The organism is Rubritalea squalenifaciens DSM 18772 (genome assembly GCF_900141815.1).
In the GTDB taxonomy this organism is placed as follows: domain Bacteria; phylum Verrucomicrobiota; class Verrucomicrobiia; order Verrucomicrobiales; family Akkermansiaceae; genus Rubritalea; species Rubritalea squalenifaciens.
Map to the genome: position 1 here is coordinate 1 of NZ_FQYR01000011.1, position 22573 is coordinate 22573.

Annotated in this window: 4 protein-coding genes; all 4 read left to right on the plus strand. The window is 51.6% G+C overall.

Annotation, left to right across the window (positions count from 1 at the left end; genetic code table 11):
* Positions 1–392: LamG domain-containing protein (locus tag BUB27_RS18745; RefSeq protein WP_143185428.1), on the plus strand; the 392-nt coding region annotated here is incomplete at its 5' end.
* A gap of 898 nt (positions 393–1290) precedes the next feature.
* Positions 1291–9795 carry a cadherin domain-containing protein gene (locus tag BUB27_RS18750; RefSeq protein WP_159435085.1) on the plus strand — a complete coding sequence of 2835 codons (8505 nt, stop codon included), beginning with the start codon at positions 1291–1293 and terminating at the stop codon, positions 9793–9795.
* Positions 9796–10080: 285 nt separating this feature from the next.
* Positions 10081–14595 carry a cadherin domain-containing protein gene (locus BUB27_RS18755; RefSeq protein ID WP_159435086.1) on the plus strand — a complete coding sequence of 1505 codons (4515 nt, stop codon included), beginning with the start codon at positions 10081–10083 and terminating at the stop codon, positions 14593–14595.
* 646 nt (positions 14596–15241) lie between these two features.
* On the plus strand, positions 15242–22573 hold a 7332-nt coding region (locus BUB27_RS18760), incomplete at its 3' end, for an Ig-like domain-containing protein (RefSeq protein ID WP_143185431.1).

Below are 22573 nucleotides of genomic sequence, written 5' to 3' on the forward strand. Positions count from 1 at the left end.
GTGCCTTCAGTGTATCCCTCTGGGTGAAGAACGGAGCCACCGGCCAGAACCAGTACGCATCCGTGTTCTGCAACCGTCACCCAAGTGGAGGAGATAGCTTCCAGATCGATATGGGAGACGGCTTCCGCTACAACGGTGGCACGAAGGCCAGCTTTGGTACTGCTCCAGTGGGAACCTGGGTGCATCTTGTAGTAGCGAGTGATGGTACGGATACCAAGCTCTACTACAATGGTACTTTGGCGGCTACGTTGACAGGCATATCCAACGGCGTATTTGAAGGATTTTATCTTGGTGTGAACCGCAACGGTAACAAGCACTTCAATGGATCGGTGAAGGATGTGCGCCTCTATGATCGAGAGGTGGATATTACCGAGTTCTATCCAGCTCCCTAATTTATTGTACTGAGAAGTATCATACGTAAAGTCTGTCTCGCTAAGGTGAGGCAGACTTTTTTGTTAGTTATATATCAAGTCTTGCGTTTAGATTGGTCTAGGCCGTGTGGGTAAATTGAATAAACCTCGAAAAAACAAGGGGTTCCGGCACCTTGCGGCAGCTGAAATGAAAAGTGATACACACAAGATGCCGGGCGCGCTCGTTGAGCACGTAAAAAATTAACTTATTCTCCAGCAAAGGAAATCCAACATTTTTAAAAGTGTCCGCAAGCCCGCCGATCTTTCAAAAACATTGGATGGGATCTGGTGGATTTTCGTGACGGGCTCGTAGTGGAGCCAGCTCCCGGAAAGCTATGGTAAATGGAACAGCGTCTACCGCTTTCATCTACATATTCTTCGTATGTATCGACTCCTCAGTCGATTGGGTCAAGTAGCCGTTTTGTCCACGCCGCCTAGAAGAGACCGAATAGAGCTAACAGTCGCAAGTAACAAATGCTAAGCCGCCGCTGGTCACTCCAGTGGCGGCTTTTTGTTTGGATGAGGTGTTAGTGGGGTGAATGTGTCTAAGTATGTTTGGACTCAATCACTTGTTTTTAGTGATTCCGGGTTCGACGCAAATTGTAAATTCAATTGACGATATTTATGGGGTTTGTTGTTTGATTTATTGCTATCACAAGCCTGCTTCGGACTTATTTGATAGGTTTTTCGATAGCTCAAGATGTCAATGCTTCAAGGTGTTGATATTGGTGAATTATCTAGCAGGTACTGAAGCGGTTGATAACCCCTATATATAAGTGATTCTGAGCCTTGGTGGTATCGTGTTCGGATGTCTTGTTTTGTTAGGAGGGTATCAAAAAGACACAAGTCTACTCAACACACGCAACTCAGAGCTCCTCAAATGACAAGAAAACCAAGTATAGCCGCGTACGCGCTGGCTAGCCTGATGGTATCTGGTGCCCACGTATGTGCGGCAGCCCCAGATACATTGACCCAGATAGTTAGCCATGGAGGTGAGACAATTACTCTCCAGCTGAAAAAGGAACCTATCCGCGGAGCGGAATTCGAGGTTCTCGTGCAGAACAGTACGGGAGGCTATGATGTCTATAATCCGGTAGAAGAGCGTTCCTATCTGGGGACGGTGGCAGAGTATCCAGATGCGGTAGCATGTGGTGTGTTGCTGGACAACGGTTCCTTCAAGGGTGCGGTGTATTTTGATCGTGGTGGTACTTGGTTCACATTGGGAAGTTCCGTGATCGGTACGCGTGGGATCGGGGAGCAGAGCTTCACCTTTCCGAGTGGTGGCGATTTGCAACCCGGTCGTCAGGATGGTGCTGAGATGTATGAGTTCGATGTGGCCTTTGATGCGGATTATAAATACTATACGCAAAGGGGGAGTTCCGTTGCCTCAGTGGTTGAAACGATTGAGTACTCTCTCTCCAATACACGAGCGATGTATATGCGTGATACCTTGCTCAAGCCCAAGGCTGGCAGGATCATCATCCGTGCTGATGAAGCGCAGAATCCTTACACAGATGACTTCTCGCTATCTTCAGTAAGAAGTGAATGGAGGGCTAGTAATCAAAGTGTTAACCGGGATGTGGTCTGTGCGATCAAACCGGGTATTGGAGGTGGTGTTGCTTGGGTAGGGACAATTGGTACAGGCAATGGTTATTCGATCAATGGAACATCAGGGGACGGGTCCTTTGATGTGGTGTGGCGTCATGAGCTGGGGCATAACTGGAGCCTGGGTCACTTCGTGGGTGGCAATCCTGAGGGGAAGGCCATCATGGGTGGCAACCAGGTGGGTAGGTTAAGCGGTCCGGAAGTAAATGGTATTCTTAATCACCGGGATAGCAGGCTTCACTTGCTGGACGGTATTGGTACTTATGCAGCAGTTAATCTTCCTCCCTATGCTGCCCTAGATCCAGTGGAGGTGGAGATCGAAGCTGGTAGAGTGGAGAGCGTCACCATTGATGCGCTGGCTAACGACTTCGATGCCAATGGTCATGCTATTTCGATTAAATCTTTCCAGGCCAAATCTAATCTCGGCTATCCGGTATCTCTCTCAGTAGGGACTGGGACCGATGGTCAAGATGAGCTGGTTTATTCTGCTCTGGGCGGCAGTGGTTTCGACTATTTCTCCTACACTATCGAGGATAGCAGCGGTCAGACCGCGACTGGCTATGTCTTTATCAATTCCAAGGAAAAGCCAGTATCTCTATGGGCTCTTGAGACAGATGCGGATGTGATCGCTCAGGTGGGGTCATCCACTAATTATGGTTCAGAGGAATTTCTCTTCTTGAAAAATTTCGGAGCGAGCAGCAGCTATACCCGTCTTGGTTGGATTCACTTCAATGTGAGCGACAAGAGCTACGGTGATACAGCTGAGATCGAATTCACCATGGGTGATCATGTCAGTACCGCAGGCTACGTAGATGTATGGGGCGTGGTTGATGGAGTGAATGGTGATCATCTGGGTGTCGATTGGACTGAGGATGGGCTTACGGGGAGCAATGCACCTATTAGTTTCAGTGAGGTGGGTGGAGCACAGACAACTTATCTTGGAAGAATTGAACTCGCTGGTGGTGGTTCCAGCCACAAACTGGCTACACCAGAGTTGCTTGAATTCTTGAAGGCTGACAATAATGGTGAGGTAACGATTTTACTTGTTAGAGAAGAGGGGCAGCAATCAAACTTTTCTTTTAGCACCAAAGAGGATCTTGACGGTAGCGGTGCTGTCCTGAGGACTTACTATGCCAACAATGATCAGAAGGTAGCAGACGCTTTTGTGCGTAGTGGGTATTATGCGAATAGTAACTACGGAGATGAGACGAGGTTGATCCTTAAGAAAGATTCCGGGAGTTACGCCCGTGAGGCTTACCTTCGTTTCGATCAGACCGTAGCGAGCAACTATGCAGATCCGCGTAGCTTCCTTTCGTTGACACCTATGAGCCTTCAGCCTAGCCAGATTATCAGAATCAGAGCTGTAGCAGACTCTGGTGATAGCTGGGGTGAGAAAGAGATCACCTGGAACACCCGTCCGATCGGATCTGGTGCAGGGATGACTCTCAATGCTAACGATCTACAGGTCAACGTGCCGGTCTTGATTGATGTGACCGACCTTATCAACGAAGTGGGTAATGATAACGGAGCGATCACCTTCCATATTGACGCTCAGGTATTGATTGCCAGTGGAGGTAACTCATTTGCTTCTCGCGAGCATCCAGTTGCTGAGTACAGGCCGAAGTTCTATGTTGTAGGCGACGAGACTACCGATACTGACGGTGATGGTTTCGCAGACTACTTTGAAATGGAGCAAGGCACAGACCCGACTGATGCCTTGGATGTGCCGAGCACACGTCTGGCAGCACTCTGGAAGTTTGATAAGAATCTTGCTGGTGATGCTGCTGTGGCAGATGTGATCAGTGGTGCAGCTGCTGATTATGTCGGTGGCGCAGGCCTATCCGCTGATACCCTTGGTCGTAGCGGTCAGGCTGGAGATAAGGCGCTTGATCTCGGTACTGCAGGTAACGGCAAGTACATTACCGTCGAGGATGTGGCTTTCCTCCAGCAGGCGGCAGGCGATGGTAAACTGACCATCAGTTTCTGGCAGAAGTTGAATCAGACCGGCAAGTACATGAGTTCCTTCTGGGCGCTGTCTCCTACCAGTGGGTCTAACAATCGAGGCATGCAGGCTCACACGCCATGGAGTAACGGGATCATCTACTTCGATGCAGGTGGTACTTCCTCGGTAAACCGCGTTTCTGGAGGTGCTCCAGCCGGTACGGACTGGACTGCATGGAATCACTTCGCTCTTGTTAAAGATGGTGATGTTTCTGAGATCTGGATGAATGGCGAAGTGGTCGCCAGTGCGTCCGGCAAGTCTGATCTGGTGACTGATTTCGCCAAGCTTATCATCGGCGCCAACTCGGGAGGTGGTGATAGCGTGAGCGGCATGCTGGATGACTTTGCAGTATTCAATACAGCACTCAACTCCGGGCAGATTACAGCTCTGGCGGGTGGTGTTGATCCTGTAGCTGTCGGGATAAGTACTGCTCCAGTGGTAGCTGACGCTACATTTACTGTAGCTGAGAACACACCAGCTGGCGCTAGTTTGGGTGCAGTCACAGCTAGTGACTCCGACTTAGGTGACACGCTTAGCTATTCCATCATAGAAGGTAACGAAGGCGGCGAGTTCGCCATCGACGCAGCTACTGGTGAGATCACTACACTAGTAAGCTTCGATTACGAGACGGTCTCTAGCTACATCCTTACTGTGGAAGTCGTAGACACAACAGACCATGTGGCTACTGCTACAGTCACTGTGGCGGTTGGTAATATTATCAATGACGACTCCGATGCCGATGGCCTGATCGACGAATGGGAAGTGGAGAACTTCGGCTCAGTAGCAGCAACCAATGGTACTGAGGATTCTGACGTAGACGGTCTAAGCAATGCTTCCGAGCAGTCGAATGCCACGGATCCTAATAATGCTGACTCCGACTTTGATGGTTACAGCGACAACGTTGAGCTCGTTAACGGAACTGATCCATCAGATGACCAGAGTGTGCCGGCCATGGCTCCATACGTCTACTGGACATTAGACGATGCCTCTGGTGATACAGCGACAGACGCTTCTGGTTGGCTCAACGACGGTCAGCTTGTTAACGGTACGGCATGGACCGCATCTGCAGTGAAAGGTGGAGGTGCATCATTCGATGGTGTGGATGACAGGGTCAACCTGAACCTGACACCGTCCAACATTGGTCCATTCACAGTGATGATGTGGGTGAAGTCCGGAGCAGATGGTCAGAGTCCATACAGTTCCGCATTTGCGAATGCTGGTTTGTCAGAGAATGCTACGTTCCAGATCGATAGAACAAATGGTTTCACGTATCGTGGAAGTTCTGTTGCGAGCTTTGGTGCTGCACCGCTGAACGAGTGGGTTCACTTGGCGGTTGTCTCCGATGGAACAGATACCAAGTTGTACTACAACGGCCAGCTTTCCAAGACTCTCACCGGAGTGAGCGACGACTACTTCGGGGCCATGAGGTTGGGGGCGAACCGTAATGAGGACAGAATGTTCGAAGGTGAAATCGATGAGTTTTACCTCTTTGAACAGGCGCTTGAACAGCAGGACATCATTAGTATCTCAGGCCAGCAGTTTACCCCTGAAATCTCCGACGCAACATTCTCTGTTGCTGAAGATATCTCAGTTGGAAGTCTCGTGGGGACTGTGGCTGCTACTGACCTGAACAGCAGTGACACACTCAGCTACGAGATTGTTTCTGGCGCAGAAGGTAAGTTTACGATCGATGCCTCGACTGGTGAAATCTCCACCATTGCAGGCCTCGATTACGAGACAGCGATCAGCTACGTGCTCACAGTAACTGCTGCTGACAATGGTGGCCTGAGCGCAACTGCCGAGGTGACTGTCGATGTGACTAACATCACATCAGGGGACGATTCCGACCAGGACGGTCTAGAGGATGACTGGGAAGTGGAGAACTTTGGCTCTGTGACTGTGGCAGTTGGCGATGAGGACTCTGACGGCGATGGTCTTAGCAATGCTTCTGAGCAGGTTACAGGCACGAACCCTACCGATGCTGACTCTGACGGAGACGGCTACAGTGATAACGTCGAGCTAGTAAACGGTACTGATGCAAGTGATGCGCAGAGCGTGCCAGCAATGGCTCCGCTCATCTACTGGTCCCTAGACGATGCAGAAGGTGACACGGCTATGGATTCTTCCGGTTGGTTGCACGATGGTGCTCTGATCAATGACACCGAATGGACCACAAATGGTGTCAAAGGCGGCGGCGTCTCCTTCGACGGTGCTGGAGACCGAATCAGTGTCAATCTGGAGCCTGCTAAAATCGGAGCGTACACAGTCATGCTATGGGCGAAGTCTGGAGCTAACGGGCAGTACGCCTATAAAGGTGTATTTGCTAGTAACCATGGGTCTTCAGGGGGGACATTCCAGATCGACCGAAGCAATGGCTTCTCATATCGTGGCTCAGTTCTACGTAGCTTCGGTCCGGCTCCGCTCAATGAGTGGGTGCACCTAGCCGTAGTTTGCGATGGTACTGATACCAAGCTCTACAATAATGGCCAGCTGGTTCACACTCTGGAAGGTGTCTGCGACGACTTCTTCGGTGAAGTAAGACTGGGCTCTAACAGAGGTCTCAACTATTTCTTTAAAGGTGAGGTGGATGAGTTCTATCTTTTCGACCAAGATCTCAGCCAGCAGGACATCGTGGAGCTTGCGGGTGTGCAGATGGCTCCTGAGTTAGGTGATGCAAGTTTCAGTATCATTGAGAACTCCGAAGCTGGCAGCCTTATTGGTGCTGTGGTTGCTACTGACCTGAATGTTAGTGACGTTGCATCCTACGCAATAGCTGCTGGTAACGAAGCTGGCAAGTTCAGCATCGATGCTTCTACTGGTGAGATTACGCTAGTTGGAGAGCTTGATTACGAGTCTGCTACCCATTATGCGCTCACCGTTGAGGCGAAAGATACAACGGGCCTTACGGATTCTGCGACTGTTTCTATTAACGTGACTAACCAGAATGAAGTTCCTGCCATCGCTGGCTTCAGCGTCAACATTTCTGAAGATGCAGCGGTTGGTACAAGCCTGGGTGCAGTGGTTGGTGCAGATCCTGATGTTGGCGACGCGCTTACCTACAAGATCGTATCTGGTGGCAACGGCGCCTTCGCGATCGATTCCGATACAGGTGAAGTCACCACGGTAGCCGGCCTCGACTATGAAACAGAGACTGGCTACACGCTTACTGTGAAAGTAACGGACGCAGGAGGTCTCAGTGCGACTGCTGATGTGGCTGTTAACGTGACTAACGTGACTACCGGTGACGACTCTGATCTGGACGGTCTTGAGGACGACTGGGAAGTGGCAAGCTACGGTTCTACCACAGCCACTGCTGGTGACGGCGACCTTGATGCAGACGGTCTTACCGATCTCGAGGAACTTGCTCTCGGTAGTGATCCTGCTTCAGGTGATTCCGATGGCGACGGATTCGCAGATATCCTCGAAACAGTGCTTGGCACCGACCTCGTGGATGCGGCAGATCAGCCAGATTCCACCTTCGAAGGTCTTCACGCCTGGTGGAACCTCAACGATCTCGCAGGTGCGGACAAGGCAATCGATAACTCCGGTAACAGCTTCCACGCGAATGTAAGCGACATTACCTTCAATGGTAGTGAAGCGAGCTTCGATGGTGAGAATGATTTCCTCAATGCGGGCCCAGATGCGGCAATCCTCGGCAAGACTGACTACACGGTATCAGTCTGGATGAAGACTGCAGCGGACTTTGACTCCAAGGGGGTACTCGTCCAGCAGCGTGACCCTGGTAGCGTAGGTTACCTCGGTGAGTACATGCTGAACGTGAATGCAGACGGTAGAGTGAATTACTTCATCTATGACTACGGCTATCAGGTGAATCTTACCACCACACAGACTGTAAACGATGGGGAATGGCACCACATCATGGCTGTTAGGAATGGTGATCAGGTCACAGTTTACATTGATGGCGCTGTGGCTGCGCAAGGCTCCGGTCCAATTAAAACGCTGAAGGCGCGCAGTGTGGTGATTGGTTACGATCACCGTGATAACAAACATCACTTCAAGGGGGTGATCGATGATGTCCGCATCTATGATCGTGCTGTTGACATCGTTGAGTACAACGAGGCTCCGGTAGCTGGTGATGCGGTATACACTGTTGATGAGAACCTTTTAGCAGGTGCTGCAGTAGGATCAGCCATCGCAACAGATGCGAACAAGGGTAATGTGCTCAGCTACTCCATCGTGGGGGGCAATGAAGGTGGTGAATTCCAGATCGACTCTGTTACAGGTGAGATCAGCACCACTGGATCCTTCGATTACGAGTCAGCCAGCGAATACCTTCTCACCGTAGAGGTGAGTGACGGCTATGTTAGCGACACCGCATCAGTGGAAATCTACGTGAACGATGTGAATGATGCTCCAGTAGCTGAGGCGGCCGAGGCTACGCTTGTTGAAGGCGCGGCAGTGGGTAGCATGGTGGCTACCGTAGGTGCTTCCGACCAGGACACGGGTGCGGTTCTCAGCTATGAGATCACCGGTGGCAACGACGGTGCATTCACGATCGATTCCGCAACTGGCGAAATCACCACCGCAGCGCCTCTCGATTTCGAGTCCGCCAGCCAGCACGTGCTGACTGTAACTGTTAGCGACGGTGAGCTGAGTGACACAGCGACAGTAACTATCGACGTGACTGACGTGAATGAAGCTCCGGTCATTGCTGATGCAAGCGGTGTAGTTTCCGAAGATGTAGAAATCGGCACTTACGTAGCGACTGTTGCTGCAACCGACCAAGACGCTGGCGACTCTGTCAGCTACGCGATCACTGGTGGTAACGATGGTTCCTTCGCGATCGACTCCGCAACCGGTGTGATCAGCACAGTGGCTGAGCTCGACTACGAAACCATCCCGGCTTATGAGCTTGAAGTAACAGCCAGCGATGCAGCTGGTCTTACCGACACAGCCATCGTTTCTGTGGAGATCATCGACGTGGTCTTCGAGGATCATGACGGCGACACCATGGACGATGCTTGGGAGATCGCTAACTTTGGCGGCGTGGAGGTTTCCGACGGATTCGGCGATGCTGATGACGACGGCCTCAGCGATGCGGACGAGCACCTCGCTGGTAGTAACCCGAACTCCAAGGATACAGATGGAGATGGCTTCGCCGATGTTCTTGAGTTCACGGTAGGTACTGAGCTGGCAGATGCTACAAGCAAGCCGGACTCCACCTTCGCAGGTCTTGTGGCCTGGTGGAACCTGGAAGATGCTGCTGGAGCTATAAGTGCTACGGATAATAGCGGTAGTGCCATCCATGGCTTTGTGGACGGAGTCACATTCACTGGTCAGGAAGCTAGCTTCAACGGAAAGGACGACTTCATCGCCACAGAGGTGGGTCTGCTCAATGATATGGCGGCCTTTACCATCTCCGGCTGGTACCGTTCACCGCTTGAGAAAGCGCCTAACGCAGGTATCTGGGGGCAGTCCGGTGTGGTTGAGTTCGGTATCAATGGCACCTCCCTGAGAGTCTGGACATCCGGCGGCGGCAGCACCCAGGTGAAGCTTCCCGAGCCAGGCGTCTGGCACCACGTGATCGTGGTAGCTGACGGTGAAGGTCTGAAACTCTATGTCGACGGTGTGCTCAGCGCGAGCAACTCTAAGTCCACAGGCAACTATGGTAGCTCCAGCACCTCATTCAATATCGGAGGCGGTGGTATCTGGCACAAGAAGAACGACTGGTTTACCGGCGACATCAAGGACGTACGTGTTTATGACCGCGCGGTTGATATCACGGAGTTCTACCCGCTAGGCAAAGATGCTGAGTAGGTCTTAACTTATTTTAATTGGTTCATATCAGGCCCGTCGCGTGATTTAGCGTGACGGGCTTTTTATATTAAAAGTTTCTCGTTGGGTAATGATATGTTTTTTCTAACTAAATGTTTATTAATAATGTTAGAATGCTGTTGTTTATGCCAGTAGGTGAGTGGTTTATGCGAGTGACGTTATTGGATAGGGTGAAAACTGCCTGAATTTATTTCAGGCGGGACTCAATCGATCGTGCTCAGGGATCCTGACATGACCGTGCTCTCTAACTACATAACTACATGCAATATGAATAATAACCTCATTGGGGCGCCGATTGCAGCGGCCTGCTTTAGCGTATTGTGCGCCGGTCTCTCAGAGGCTGCTCCAACAGCGCTCACACAGTCGGTGACGTATAATGGCGAGACCATTACGCTCCAGCTGAAGAAGGAAAGTCTGCGTGGCGCGGGCTTTGAAGTATTTGTCCAGAACAGCAGCGGCGGTCTGGATGCCTACTCACCCGTGGATGAACGTTCTTACATTGGTACCGTGGACGAGTATCCAGGAGCGATTGCCTGCGGAATTCAAAAGGATGACGGGACCTTTCGTGGGGCTGTGTATTTTGATCGGGGTGCGACTTGGTTTACCCAGGGCTCCTCGGTGACAGGAACGCGTGGTACGTCTTATTCTAACTTCACCAACTACCAGTACCCTACAGCACCTACCGTGCAAGCTGGGCAGGCGGGGTCTACCGTCTACGGTTTTGGTCTCGGCATTGACGCTGATTCGAATTACTTTAATGTGAGATCTGGAAGTGATGTGGACACTGCAATGGAGGGGATTGAGTACTCCATCAGTCTCGTTCGGGCTCTTTACATGAGGGATGCCTTGCTGCGTCCGTACCTTGAGCGAATCGTGATTCGGGCAGATGCTGCACAGGATCCTTTTGTCGGTTCATCCTCCTATTTGAGTGATCTTCGTAGTCATTGGAATACCAATTTCACAACGATCAATCCTGATGTGGTGGCAGGTGTTTCCACGGGAAAGGTGGGCGGAGGTCTTGCCTATGTAGGGACAGTGGGTACTTCGAGTAAATATTCGATCAATGACTCGGGTTCTGGTGGAGCATTTGATGTGATATTCAGGCACGAACTCGGCCACAACTGGAGCTGCTCACATTTCGTAGGTGGAAGCCCGGAGGGTGCAGGCATCATGGGGGGAAACCAGCCTGCACGTTTCAGTGGTTGTGAAGTCTACCGGATACTCAATCATCGGGATAGTCGCTTGGGCATCATGAATACTCAGGAGAGTTTCACGGCCGTTGAGATCGCGCCTTATGCGAGTATGGATGTGGCGACCTACGTGCGTGCCAGGTCTGGTGAGTTAAGCATCGATGTTACGGCAAATGACCACGATGCGAACGGTCAGAGCATTAATCTTACCTCCTTTGATGCAACATCAGCGAATGGTGGCACTGTGACTCAGCAGGGTTCACAGTTGGTTTATGTGGCGCCGCTAGGATTCACTGGTACGGATTACTTTGAGTACCAGATCACAGACAGTGCCGGTAAAACGGCTACTGGTGTCACAGTGATCGAGGTGATCGATCCTGTTGATCCCGTAGCGGTATGGAAATTTGACGATTCACAGGATCGGACAAAAGCCTCCATCGGCACAGACCTTCAGCTGGTTGGTTCTCATCAGACCACAGCTGGTATTGATGGTAGCGATGGAGCTGTTCGTATCGGGCAGGGAAGCCACTACATCGCCACCCACGGTATCGCCGCTAATGGTAGTGGAACCAAGGTGAATGAGTATACTCTACTGATGGATGTGAAAGCTCCATCTGCTAGCACGGGTACATGGAGGGCATTCTTCCAGACGGATACAACCAACAGTAATGACGGTGATTGCTTCATCAGGAATTCCAATGAAACGATAGGTGTAAGCACTACGGGATATAGCTCCTGGTCAATGCCTGCGGATACATGGGTAAGGCTGGCAGTGGTTGTCGACAATGATAGCTTCTACCGCATTTATGCAGATGGAAATCTCATCCTGAATGGCAATACCCAGACATTGGATGGAAACTATGCTTTAGATTCCGTGTTGAGATTCTTTGCTGACAATAACGGTGAAGATCATGATCTGGATGTGTCTGCTATCCGTATCTATGACCAGCCTTTGGGCGCAGCTTATTTGGCGGCACTCGGAGGAGCTGATGCCAGCGTGGCGCCTGTGATTGCAAATGAGACAATCAATGTGTCCGATGAAGCTCCAGCGGCCACTTCGGTTTATCAGGTGGCTGCGATTGATGGTAATGTGGCGGATGTGATTACCTACTCTCTTACAGGAGGGAATACGGGGAATGCATTCTCCATCGATAGTTCCACTGGTGAGCTTACGACCAATATCATGCTGGATGCCGGTGTAGTCAGCCAGTATGTGCTGACTGTAACAGCTACCGATGATGGCGGTCTTACAGGAAGCGGCACGATCACTATCAATGTGGTGAGTGATGCTGATGGCGACGGGATGAAGGACACCTGGGAAATTGCCAACTTCGGCTCTATCGAAGCCAAAGACGGCAGTGGTGATACCGACTCTGACGGTGTCAGTGATCTGTCCGAATTTATCGTAGGTACAGACCCTAATAGCACGGATTCTGATTCCGACGGTTTCAGCGACTCGCTTGAAATTGCAATGAGTACTGATCCGACGGATGGGCAAAGTACACCTAATGCTAGCCTGCAAGGCCTTGTAGGTTGGTGGGAGTTTGACAATGCTGCCGATCTTACCGAGGCCAAGGTGGGTCAGGACCTCGTGCTGAATGGTTCTGATTCTGCGGTGTCTGGCAAAGGAAGCGCGGATGTTGCTGCCCGCATTGGTGCAGGCAGTAATTACCGGGTGAACCACGGCATTGATGCCAATGGTGGCGGTACTCAGGTGAATGAGTACACCTTGTTGCTGGATGTGAGCTATCCGTCATCAAGCGCGGGAACTTGGATCAGCCTATTTCAAACTAACTCAGGAAATGGAGATGATGGCGACTGCTTCGTCCGTAATAGCAATGGTACGATCGGTGTGTCTGCTACCGGTTACAGTGCCTATGCCTTGTCAGCTAATAGCTGGGCAAGACTCGTAGTCACTGTTGATAATGGTTCCTTCTATCGCATCTATGCTGATGGTCAGCAAATTCTGAATGGCTCCGTGCAGGCTGTAGATGGTAGGTTCTCGTTTGGAGATGCCTTGCTTCTCTTTGCCGATAACAACGGAGAGGATAATACCATCGATGTGACTTCTGCTCGCTTATACGACAGGGCTTTGACGGCAGCTGAAGTGTCTGCCCTTGGAGGTGTTCCTCTCTATAAGAGTGCGCCTGTGGCCAGCGATGAAACATTCGCTGTGTCAGAGAATGCATCTGCTGGAAGCGCCGTTGGATCGGTGACTGCCACGGATGCTGATCAGGGGGATACACTTGTCTACAGTATTACGGCAGGCAATGGTGGTGGCGAGTTTGCTATCGATTCCGCTACTGGGGAAATCACGACGACAACAGTACTCGATTATGAATCGACAGTTCAGTATGTGCTGACGGTGGAAGTGAGTGACGGTGCACTGAGTGACTCGGCTACGATTACCGTGGATGTTACAAACGTGAATGAAGCTCCAGTTGCTAGTGGTGCGAGTGTGAGTATCTCAGAAGATGCAGTAATCGGCACTGCCGTGGCTACGGTTGCTTCCACTGATCCCGATTCTGGCGATACTGCGATTTATGCGATCACAGTAGGTAATGATGGGGGCTTCACGATCAATGGTGCCACTGGAGTGATTAGCCTGGCTGCCATGGTGGATTACGAGACGACGACAAGCTACACTCTCACGGTAACCGTGACAGATGGTTCCGGCCTCACTGACACAGCTGCGGTTAATGTTGCCGTGCTTGATGTAGCTTTTGAGGACTATGATAGCGACGGTCTAGAGGATAACTGGGAGATCGCTAACTTCGGTAACACGTCCAGCGCTGATGGAACAGGTGATGCTGATGGTGACGGGCTGACAGATGCAGTAGAGTATGCAGCGGGTACTGATCCTAACTCTAGTGACAGCGATAGCGACGGTATTGTAGATGCGATGGAAATCGCCTTCGGTACCGATCCGACCGACAACCAGAGTTCACCGGGAGCTTATAATGCAGACCTTGTAGGATGGTGGAAGTTTGACGACGTGCTTGACCTAACCAAGGCGACTTGGGGCGCAGACCTCGTGCTGACGGGAAGTGATCAGGCCGTTTACGGCTACGATGGTGCTAGTGGTTCCGACGGTGCATCCAGGATCGGGATCGGTAGCTACTACGCGATGAGTCATGGTATAGCTGCGAATGGTGGCGGTAGCAAAGTGAACGAGTACACGCTCGTCATGGATATCAGCTATCCGGCCAGTAGTGCAAATAAATGGATCAGCCTCTTCCAGACGGATACGACGAATGCTAGCGATGGTGATTGCTTCATTCGTAATTCGAATGGAACGATTGGGCTCTCCGCAACCAAGTACAGTGCATGGTCCTTGGCTTCTGATAGCTGGGTGAGAATTGCAGTATCTGTGGATAACGGATCCTTCTACAGGATCTATGCTGACGGGCAGCAAATTCTTAGCGGTAACACACAAAGTGTGGATGGCAGGTTCTCACTTGAGAGTGTCTTGTTACTCTTTGCTGATAACAATAGTGAAGATAATCCGCTCGATGTGAGCTCTGTCAGGATCTACAGCCGTGCTCTGACAGGCAGCGAGGTTCTGTCTCTGGGGGATGTGACTAATCAATAGATTTCTAACCCTTCATTCTACATTCAAGCCCGCTCTGTAGCTCTGCAGAGCGGGCTTTGCTTTGCCTGGATTGAGGAAAGCGCAAATTGTTTAATCGTAAAGAAGGTGTGGGTATGTTTTGGGGATCTAAATTAAAGGCTTGTTTGAGATTCTTCTAACACATGATGGTGAATGATATGTGGATATGTTGACTATTTGCGTGATGTGAATCAATAGGCGGTTGAGAGTCGTAGGTTTTTAGTGTTCCTGTATTTGCAGGCCGATAAATAAGGGATATTGGTCGTAAGGATACGCGTGTTTAAGGTGTTGGTTACAGTCGTTAACGGAGTGCTTACTTTGAAGAATTAGCGTATCTAGTTTCGTGTGGGTGAATATGCGTATATAGGGGGCAATAATTGTAAGTTTTCGTATGACGGTAATATATGTTTGACGTAGAAGGTGAATATTTGCCTTTATACAATTTATTCTGATCATTTAGTTATATCTGCATTGGTGGATGGTTTATCCGAATAGGCTTCGGTCTATAGGAAACAAGTCACCGATATGACCACCGCTCTCTGGTCAGAAGTTCCGCTCACATTCTCTACAACGCTCAATGAAGCCTCCTCTCGGGGGCATGCTCTGAGAAAACCCACACGCAAAACCCATGACAAACAAACTAAGCGGGTCGCTGCTCGCTCAAGGTTTATTTGTGGCAAGTGCCACTAGCCTTTTTGCAGCTGCACCCGTCGCTCACGATGATGTAATTGCCGCTCAGCAAGATGTCGCACTCCAGCTCGACTATCTTCATCTTAATGACAAAGATGATGACGGTGACGCCCTAACGGTATTGTCCGTTGGAACTCCGCTCTATGGTACACTCACGCCAGTTGGGGCTAACCACTACCAATACACTCCAGCCAGTGGCTTTACTGGCAGGGATAGCTTTACCTATGTGGTTTCTGATGGAAACGGGGGTACAGACACGGCTACTGTGACTATTTCGGTCAATGCTAGTGTTAATATGGAAGCTGCCAGAGATGCGATTCTTCTCAATGTGGCAACTCTAGCAGATCCTACCCAGCCTGGTTACATGACGGCATGGGGGCCGACAGCATTCAGTGTAACCAACTATGCCGGTGAGGGTGAAGACCGACCAATGGTCGCGGCTTCCACGCTCGGTGCAGGTAAGGTGATCGCCATGCCTGACCATCAGTGGTTGAATATGAATAGCTACGGAGGCGATGCGTCCACTGGGAATTTCTACAAGAATGGCATTTCCTGGTTGGCTGGTTCTAGCAGCCAGACCATTAAGATCGTTACTCTTAGTTCAGGGGTTCAAACCTGGCTGCAGGGTGAGGGTTACACGAATGTAGTTCTTTCTAACACATCAAGTCTTTCTACAGACCTCTCAGGTGCAGCGGTTTTGATTCCCGGCTGGCTGGGTAGCAATGCCTCGCAGGCAACGCTCGACACGGTGGGCGACTATGTGAGAGCAGGCGGAGGTCTCTTCATGTGTGACTACAGCCCCGGATACAGCTGGTGGTGGGGTAAGCAGAAGTACGACATTCCGGGCAACAAGCTTTTGCGTGAAGCTGGCATCTATTTTGTAGAGAATGGCTATTCTGGAGGAGTGCAAAACCTCAACCGAGGCAATGACCATGTGGACTTCGACCTGATTGAAGGTGTCTTCACCAATCCAGGGGCGCACACCCAGAACGAAAAAGATTTGGCAGTCGGAGTCATGCAGAAGCTGGTTGACTCCCTACATCCGGATGATATTGCTTACGCTCGTCTTGTAAGTCTCTTTGGGGACACCGTGGCTGGCATTACTCCCACGGAAGCCAATCCGGTGACTGATAGTTTTGAAACAACCTTGCTCGATATCGAGTGCTCACTCTTGGCTAAGCTGGATCCAGCAGAAATGACCGCACATCGTGCAGCACTTCCTGTTTCCGCATCGGCTCCACGCGTGACGAACGCCACCTTTACGGCGGTGTCACCGCCAGCAGGTCATTCCACGAAGACGATCTACACCCCCTTCTATGCGGCTCCTGGTGAGTTGGTGACCGTCAATGTGCCTGCGGAGCTTGCTGGTATTGGTCTGAAGTTGCGTACCAGTCACCTTCGTTCTGGCTCAGGTGGCAATAACTACCCGGTCATGCCGAAGCAGATCATCGATTTCAATCTCGATGCGACCCAAGTACAGATCGCAAACCCGCACGGTGGATTGATCCAGATCATTGTTCCAAGTAATGTCACCTGGACTGGTGATCAGATTGTGACTGTCACGGGCGCTGTTGAAGCTCCTTACTTCAAGCTTGGTGAAACTACCGATGCGGAGTGGGTGGCTGGAATTCGTGACCGTGGTACTCCATTCGGTGTGCTGGATTCCCCTGAGGCTACCTTGGTTATCGATTCAGACATGTATCTCCGCACGCTTAGTGATCCACAAGATGTGATGACCGAGTGGGATTACTTCTGTGGCAAGGTCCGTGAATTCTATGCCTATGATGCTGGTCGCCAGTTGCCAGTGCATCATGACTACTACGCTGCTGGTGGTGTGTCCACTTACCCGCAGTCCTATGGTAGAGGTTCTAACATTACGAACGCAGAAGACCTGCAGTCTTCATCTTATGCGCTGACTCTCCACGAGTACGGTCACATCTGCGACTCTGGGAACATCATCTTCTACGAGTTTGGTGAGACCAGCCCGAACATGGGTGGCAAGTGGATGCAGGAGGTTCACCGTAAGTATTCTTGGAAGCAGGAGCTTACCGTTGGGCGTATTAATAACTACTTCCGCATGCAGGCTGATGATCTCTGGAACCACTACAACCACTATGCGGTGGATGTAAAAGGGACTCCATTTGATCTTCTCTCTGATGAGTTTGGTCCAGCTCTGATCAAGGATACAGTTGCCGCTCTTACAGCAGCTTCCGGTCTTTCTACGAGTCAGGATAAGATTGATGCCTGGGCTACTGAGCTGAGTGCTCGCACAGGTTACAATATGACCGACTTCTTTGCTAGCTGGCAGCTTGTGGTATCAGCAAGTGCGCAGACTAACCTGAGTCAGTACGCTGACTGGATGCCTGTCGAGCGTGTCTCCGAGTCGCTGACCGTTGAAGCCGGGCAGGCTGTGGTCTTTAATGACCCTAGCTCGAATGACTTTAGTTATGATGGTGGTCTGACACTTACGGGTGTAGGTCAACCTTCTAACGGAACGGTTGCACCCAATGGTGACGGTACCTATACCTACACTCCGAATGGAGGATTCACAGGTAGTGATTCCTTCACCTACACAGTGACCAATGCGACTGGAAATGTCTTTACCAGTACTATTGAGGTCAAGGTGCTGAGTGCAGCCAATAATCCTAAGCTGGCAGTTTTCGATGGATTTGCTGACGGCAGTGGCTGGACAACGATCAATCTAGACAAGAGCTACAGCTCCATGGTTGTCGTGGCTCAGCCAGTTGTAGGAGTTGGAGGCCCAGCGATCGCAACTCGTATCCGCAATGCTTCTGGCTCTTCATTCGAAGTTCGTCTGGATCGTATTGATGGTTCCGTCACACCGGTGGGCGCAACTGCGGTACGTTTCCTCGTGGTTGAAGAAGGTGTCTATAACGAAGCGACTCACGGCATTAAGATGGAGGCTGTGAAGTTCAATAGCTCCGTGACGGATGTGGCAGGTTCACTCGCTGGTGAAAGCCGAGCTCTGGCTTATCAGCGTTACGATCATTACTACATTCCAACCGTATTTGGTCAGGTGATGACCAGCAATGATGCGAATTGGTCAGCTTTCTGGTACAGAGGCGGTAGTAACTCCATCTCTGTAGGTAAGCATGTTGGTGAAGATCCTAACGCGACCCGTGCCAATGAGACCATCGGCTACATCGTGATGGAGGCCGGTTCCTATCAGTTTGGCGATTATCAGATTCAGGTTGGTAGTCTTGGTGCTGATGGGCATGATGGTCTGTCAGGTTTGGGAGCTTCCCCCTCAAGTCATAACTTTGAGAGATTTCCCCGTATCGACTCCGCGCTCTTCTCAGCAGATATCACCAAGCCATGGGGAGGTTCTGATGATGGTGATGAAGGCTTCGTGGCCATGCAGTCCCAGGCATCTGGAAATACAGTGAGAGCCTACTTGGTGGAAGATTCACTGGGTGATGCTGAGACGGCTCCTGGCAACAAAGGTGGTTCCTACCTTCTTGCGAATTACACAGGCAGTTCGCCAATCGCCAAGATCGATGCAGCTACCTCTCTTGATGGTAGCCAGACATTGATTTCCGTTTTGGATAACGATGTAGTGAGCGGTGTGCCAATGGTGAGCGTCACTCAGCCAGCGAACGGTACGGTAGTCGTCAATAGTGACGGTACGCTTACCTACACGCCAAATGCGGGATTCACCGGACAAGACAACTTCACGTACACCGTGGATAATGGAGCCTCACAGGTGACTGCACCCGTGAGTGTGGATGTCATCAGCCCGAATGCCAGCCAGGCTGGTATCTTAGAAGATCGCTTCAACGGTATTTCCGGTGGTGATGTCGCCTCATTGACAAGCAGTGCCAATTACCCTGATAGCCCAAGTTCTACTGCTATCTGGACTTCCATCGATTCTGGAACTGGTACAGGCGACTCCTATGGTCGTCGTGTCTATGGTGTCGTAGTTCCTCCTACTACAGGCGACTACACCTTCTGGATTGCTAGTGATGACCACAGTGAGCTCTGGCTCAGTTCTGATAATTCTTCGCAGAACGTCTCTCGTATTGCCTACCTGAATGGTTGGACAGGATATCAGAGCTGGGGCACAGGATCTCAGCAATCAGCAGCCGTAACACTGGAGGCTGGCAAGGCGTACTATATTGAAGTGCTTCACAAAGAAGGTGGTGGCGGTGACCACGTGGCAGTAGCCTGGCAGGGTCCCGGCATTAGTCGGCAGGTGCTTGCCAATCCTTATCTGCATACTGCTGGTGAAACTGCTCCAACTGCAGGTAGCATCGCGAATGTATCCGTGAATGAAGATTCCGCAGACACGGTGATCGATCTTTCCAGTGTCTTCACAGATGGTGACCCTGGAGATGCTGTTAGTGTGGCTATTCATGGAAATACCAATCCAGACCTAGTCTCGGCTTCTATTGTTGGAAATACTCTGACGCTCAGCTATCCTACTTTGGAGAGTGGTGCCGCAACTATCACGGTGCGCGGTACTGACCGTATCAATGCCCTGGCAACAGCCAGTTTCACGGTAACCGTGAATGACGCGAATCCTGATTCCGACGGCGATGGTCTTACTGACTCCTGGGAAGTGGCTAACTTCGGTAGCATCGCAGCCCAGGACGGCAGCGGTGATGCTGATGGTGACGGCCTGAGTAATGCAGGTGAACTCGCTGCAGGAACAGATCCAAACAATCCGGATTCCGATGGTGATGGATTTAGTGATAGCTTTGAATTAGCTCAAGGTTCTAACCCTTCTGATGCACAGAGTTCTCCTGATACCTTACTTGCGGCATTGTGGAAGTTTGACGGCTCATCCACTACCCAGTCGAATGATGTGATTGGTGGAGTTGCCGGTGACTTGGTTGGAGGGGCTTCCCTCACCAGTGATGGGCTGGGTCGCACTGGCTCAGCTGGAGATAAGGCGCTCGATCTGGGTAACAATGGTGACGGTAAACGCCTGGAAACATTGAATCTGGATTTCTTGCAGCAAGCTTCTGCGGATGACAAGCTGACCATTAGTTTCTGGCAAAAACTTGATCAGACTGGAGTTTATATGAGCTCTTTCTGGGCTGTTTCGCCAACCAGTGGGGATGGCAATCGTGGATTGCAGGCTCATACACCTTGGTCTAACGGCACCATCTATTTTGATATGGGTGGTACCACATCAGTAAATCGCGTATCTGCAGCTACACCTGCTGGTGTTGACTGGACTCAGTGGAACCATATTGCCCTTGTGAAGAATGGGGGTACAGCCGAGATCTGGATCAACGGTGTGCTGGCCATGTCTGAGACAGGAAAAGCGGCGTTGGTGACAGACTATACAAAGCTTGTGCTCGGCGCCAATGGTACTGGAGGTAATAGCATTGACGGTTTGTTGGATGAATTCGCTTTCTTCAAGACTGCATTGAATGCTTCACAAATTAGTGATCTTGCGAGTGGTGCGGATCCGGTATCTATCGTTGAAAATGCTGCTCCAGTAGCGACAGACGCTACCTTCAGTGTCAGTGAAAATGCTGCGGCTGGTACTTCAGTCGGCACGGTGAGCGCAACTGATCCTGATGTAGGCGACACGCTTACTTATAGCATCACCGCTGGCAATGGCGGTGGCGAGTTTGCCATCAACTCCTCCACTGGTGAAATCACCACGACAGTGGCTCTCGACTACGAGGCTGCAGCCCAGTATGTGCTGACCGTGGAGGTAAGCGACGGCTCCCTCACCGACACCGCGACCATCACCGTGGACGTGACCAACGTGAACGAAGCCCCTGTGGCCAACGGTGCAAGCGGTAACGTCAACGAAGATGCAGCCGTAGGTACTACCGTGGCTACCGTGACTTCGACTGATCCTGATGCTGGTGACTCCGCGACTTATGCGATCACTGCGGGCAACGACGGTTCCTTTGCAATCGACAGTTCCACTGGTGTGATCACCTCGGCAGCCGGTCTCGACTACGAAACTACCAGCAGCTACACGCTCACCGTAGAAGTGACTGACGGTGGTGGACTCACCGATACCGCCAGCGTAGGCATCGCCATCAACGACGTGGCCAACGACGACTCCGACAGCGACGGCCTGGCCGACGAATGGGAAGTGGCCAACTTCGGCTCGGTCTCCGCCACTGACGGCGCCAGCGACAGCGATGGTGACGGACTATCCAACGCCGAGGAAATGGCAATCGGAGGTGATCCTAACAGCAGTGACTCCGACAGCGACGGCTTCGCCGATGTGCTGGAAGTGACCGTAGGTACCGACCTGGCTGATGCCCAGAGCACCCCGGATTCCACCTACTCCGGACTCCACAGCTGGTGGAATCTCAATGAGGCGGCTGGTGCGACCACCGCACTGGATAACTCCGGCAGCGGCTTCCACGCCAGCGTCAATGACATCACCTTCAACGGCAGCGAAGCTACCTTCGACGGTGTGGACGACGGTCTCAATGCAGGAACTGCAGCAGCGATTCTGGGAACAGGAGATTATACTGTCTCCGCCCATGTGAAGACTGCTGCGGGCTTCAGTGCCACAGGCACCGTCATCCAGCAGCGCGATCCAGGTAGCGTCGGCTACCAGGGTGAGTACATGCTCAACGTGAACGCCAATGGTACGGTGACCTACTTCATCTACAACAGCGGCTATCAGGTGAACCTGACCACCACGGCTACGGTGAACGACGGCAACTGGCACCACATCATGGCTGTCCGCAGCGGCACCACCGTGACCGTCTACATCGATGGCGTGCAGGCTGCACAGGGAACAGGCACCGCCAAGGAGCTGCTCTCCAGAAGCGTGACCATCGGTTACGACCACCGCGACAACAACAAGTACTTCAACGGCTCCATCGACGACGTGCGCGTTTACAACCGTGCAGTGAACAACCAGGAGTTCTACCCGAACAGTGCCCCGACCGCCAGCGACGACACCTTCTCAGTGAATGAGAATGCCGCCGCAGGAACCAGCGTGGGTACCGTGATCGCTACCGATCCTGATGCGGGCGACATCCTTGCGTATGCCATCGTGGCAGGCAACGCAGGCGGCGAGTTCGCTATCGATGCCGGCACCGGTGCCATCACCACGACTGCGGCACTCGACTACGAGACAGCCAGCCAGTACGTGCTGACCGTGGAAGTGACCGACTCCGGTCTGCTCACAGACACCGCCACCATCACCGTGAACGTGAACAACGTGAACGAGGCTCCTGTAGCCAACGATGCCAGTGGCTCGGTAGCAGAAGATGCAGCCATTGGAACCGCTGTAGCCACGGTCACCTCCAGTGACGTGGAT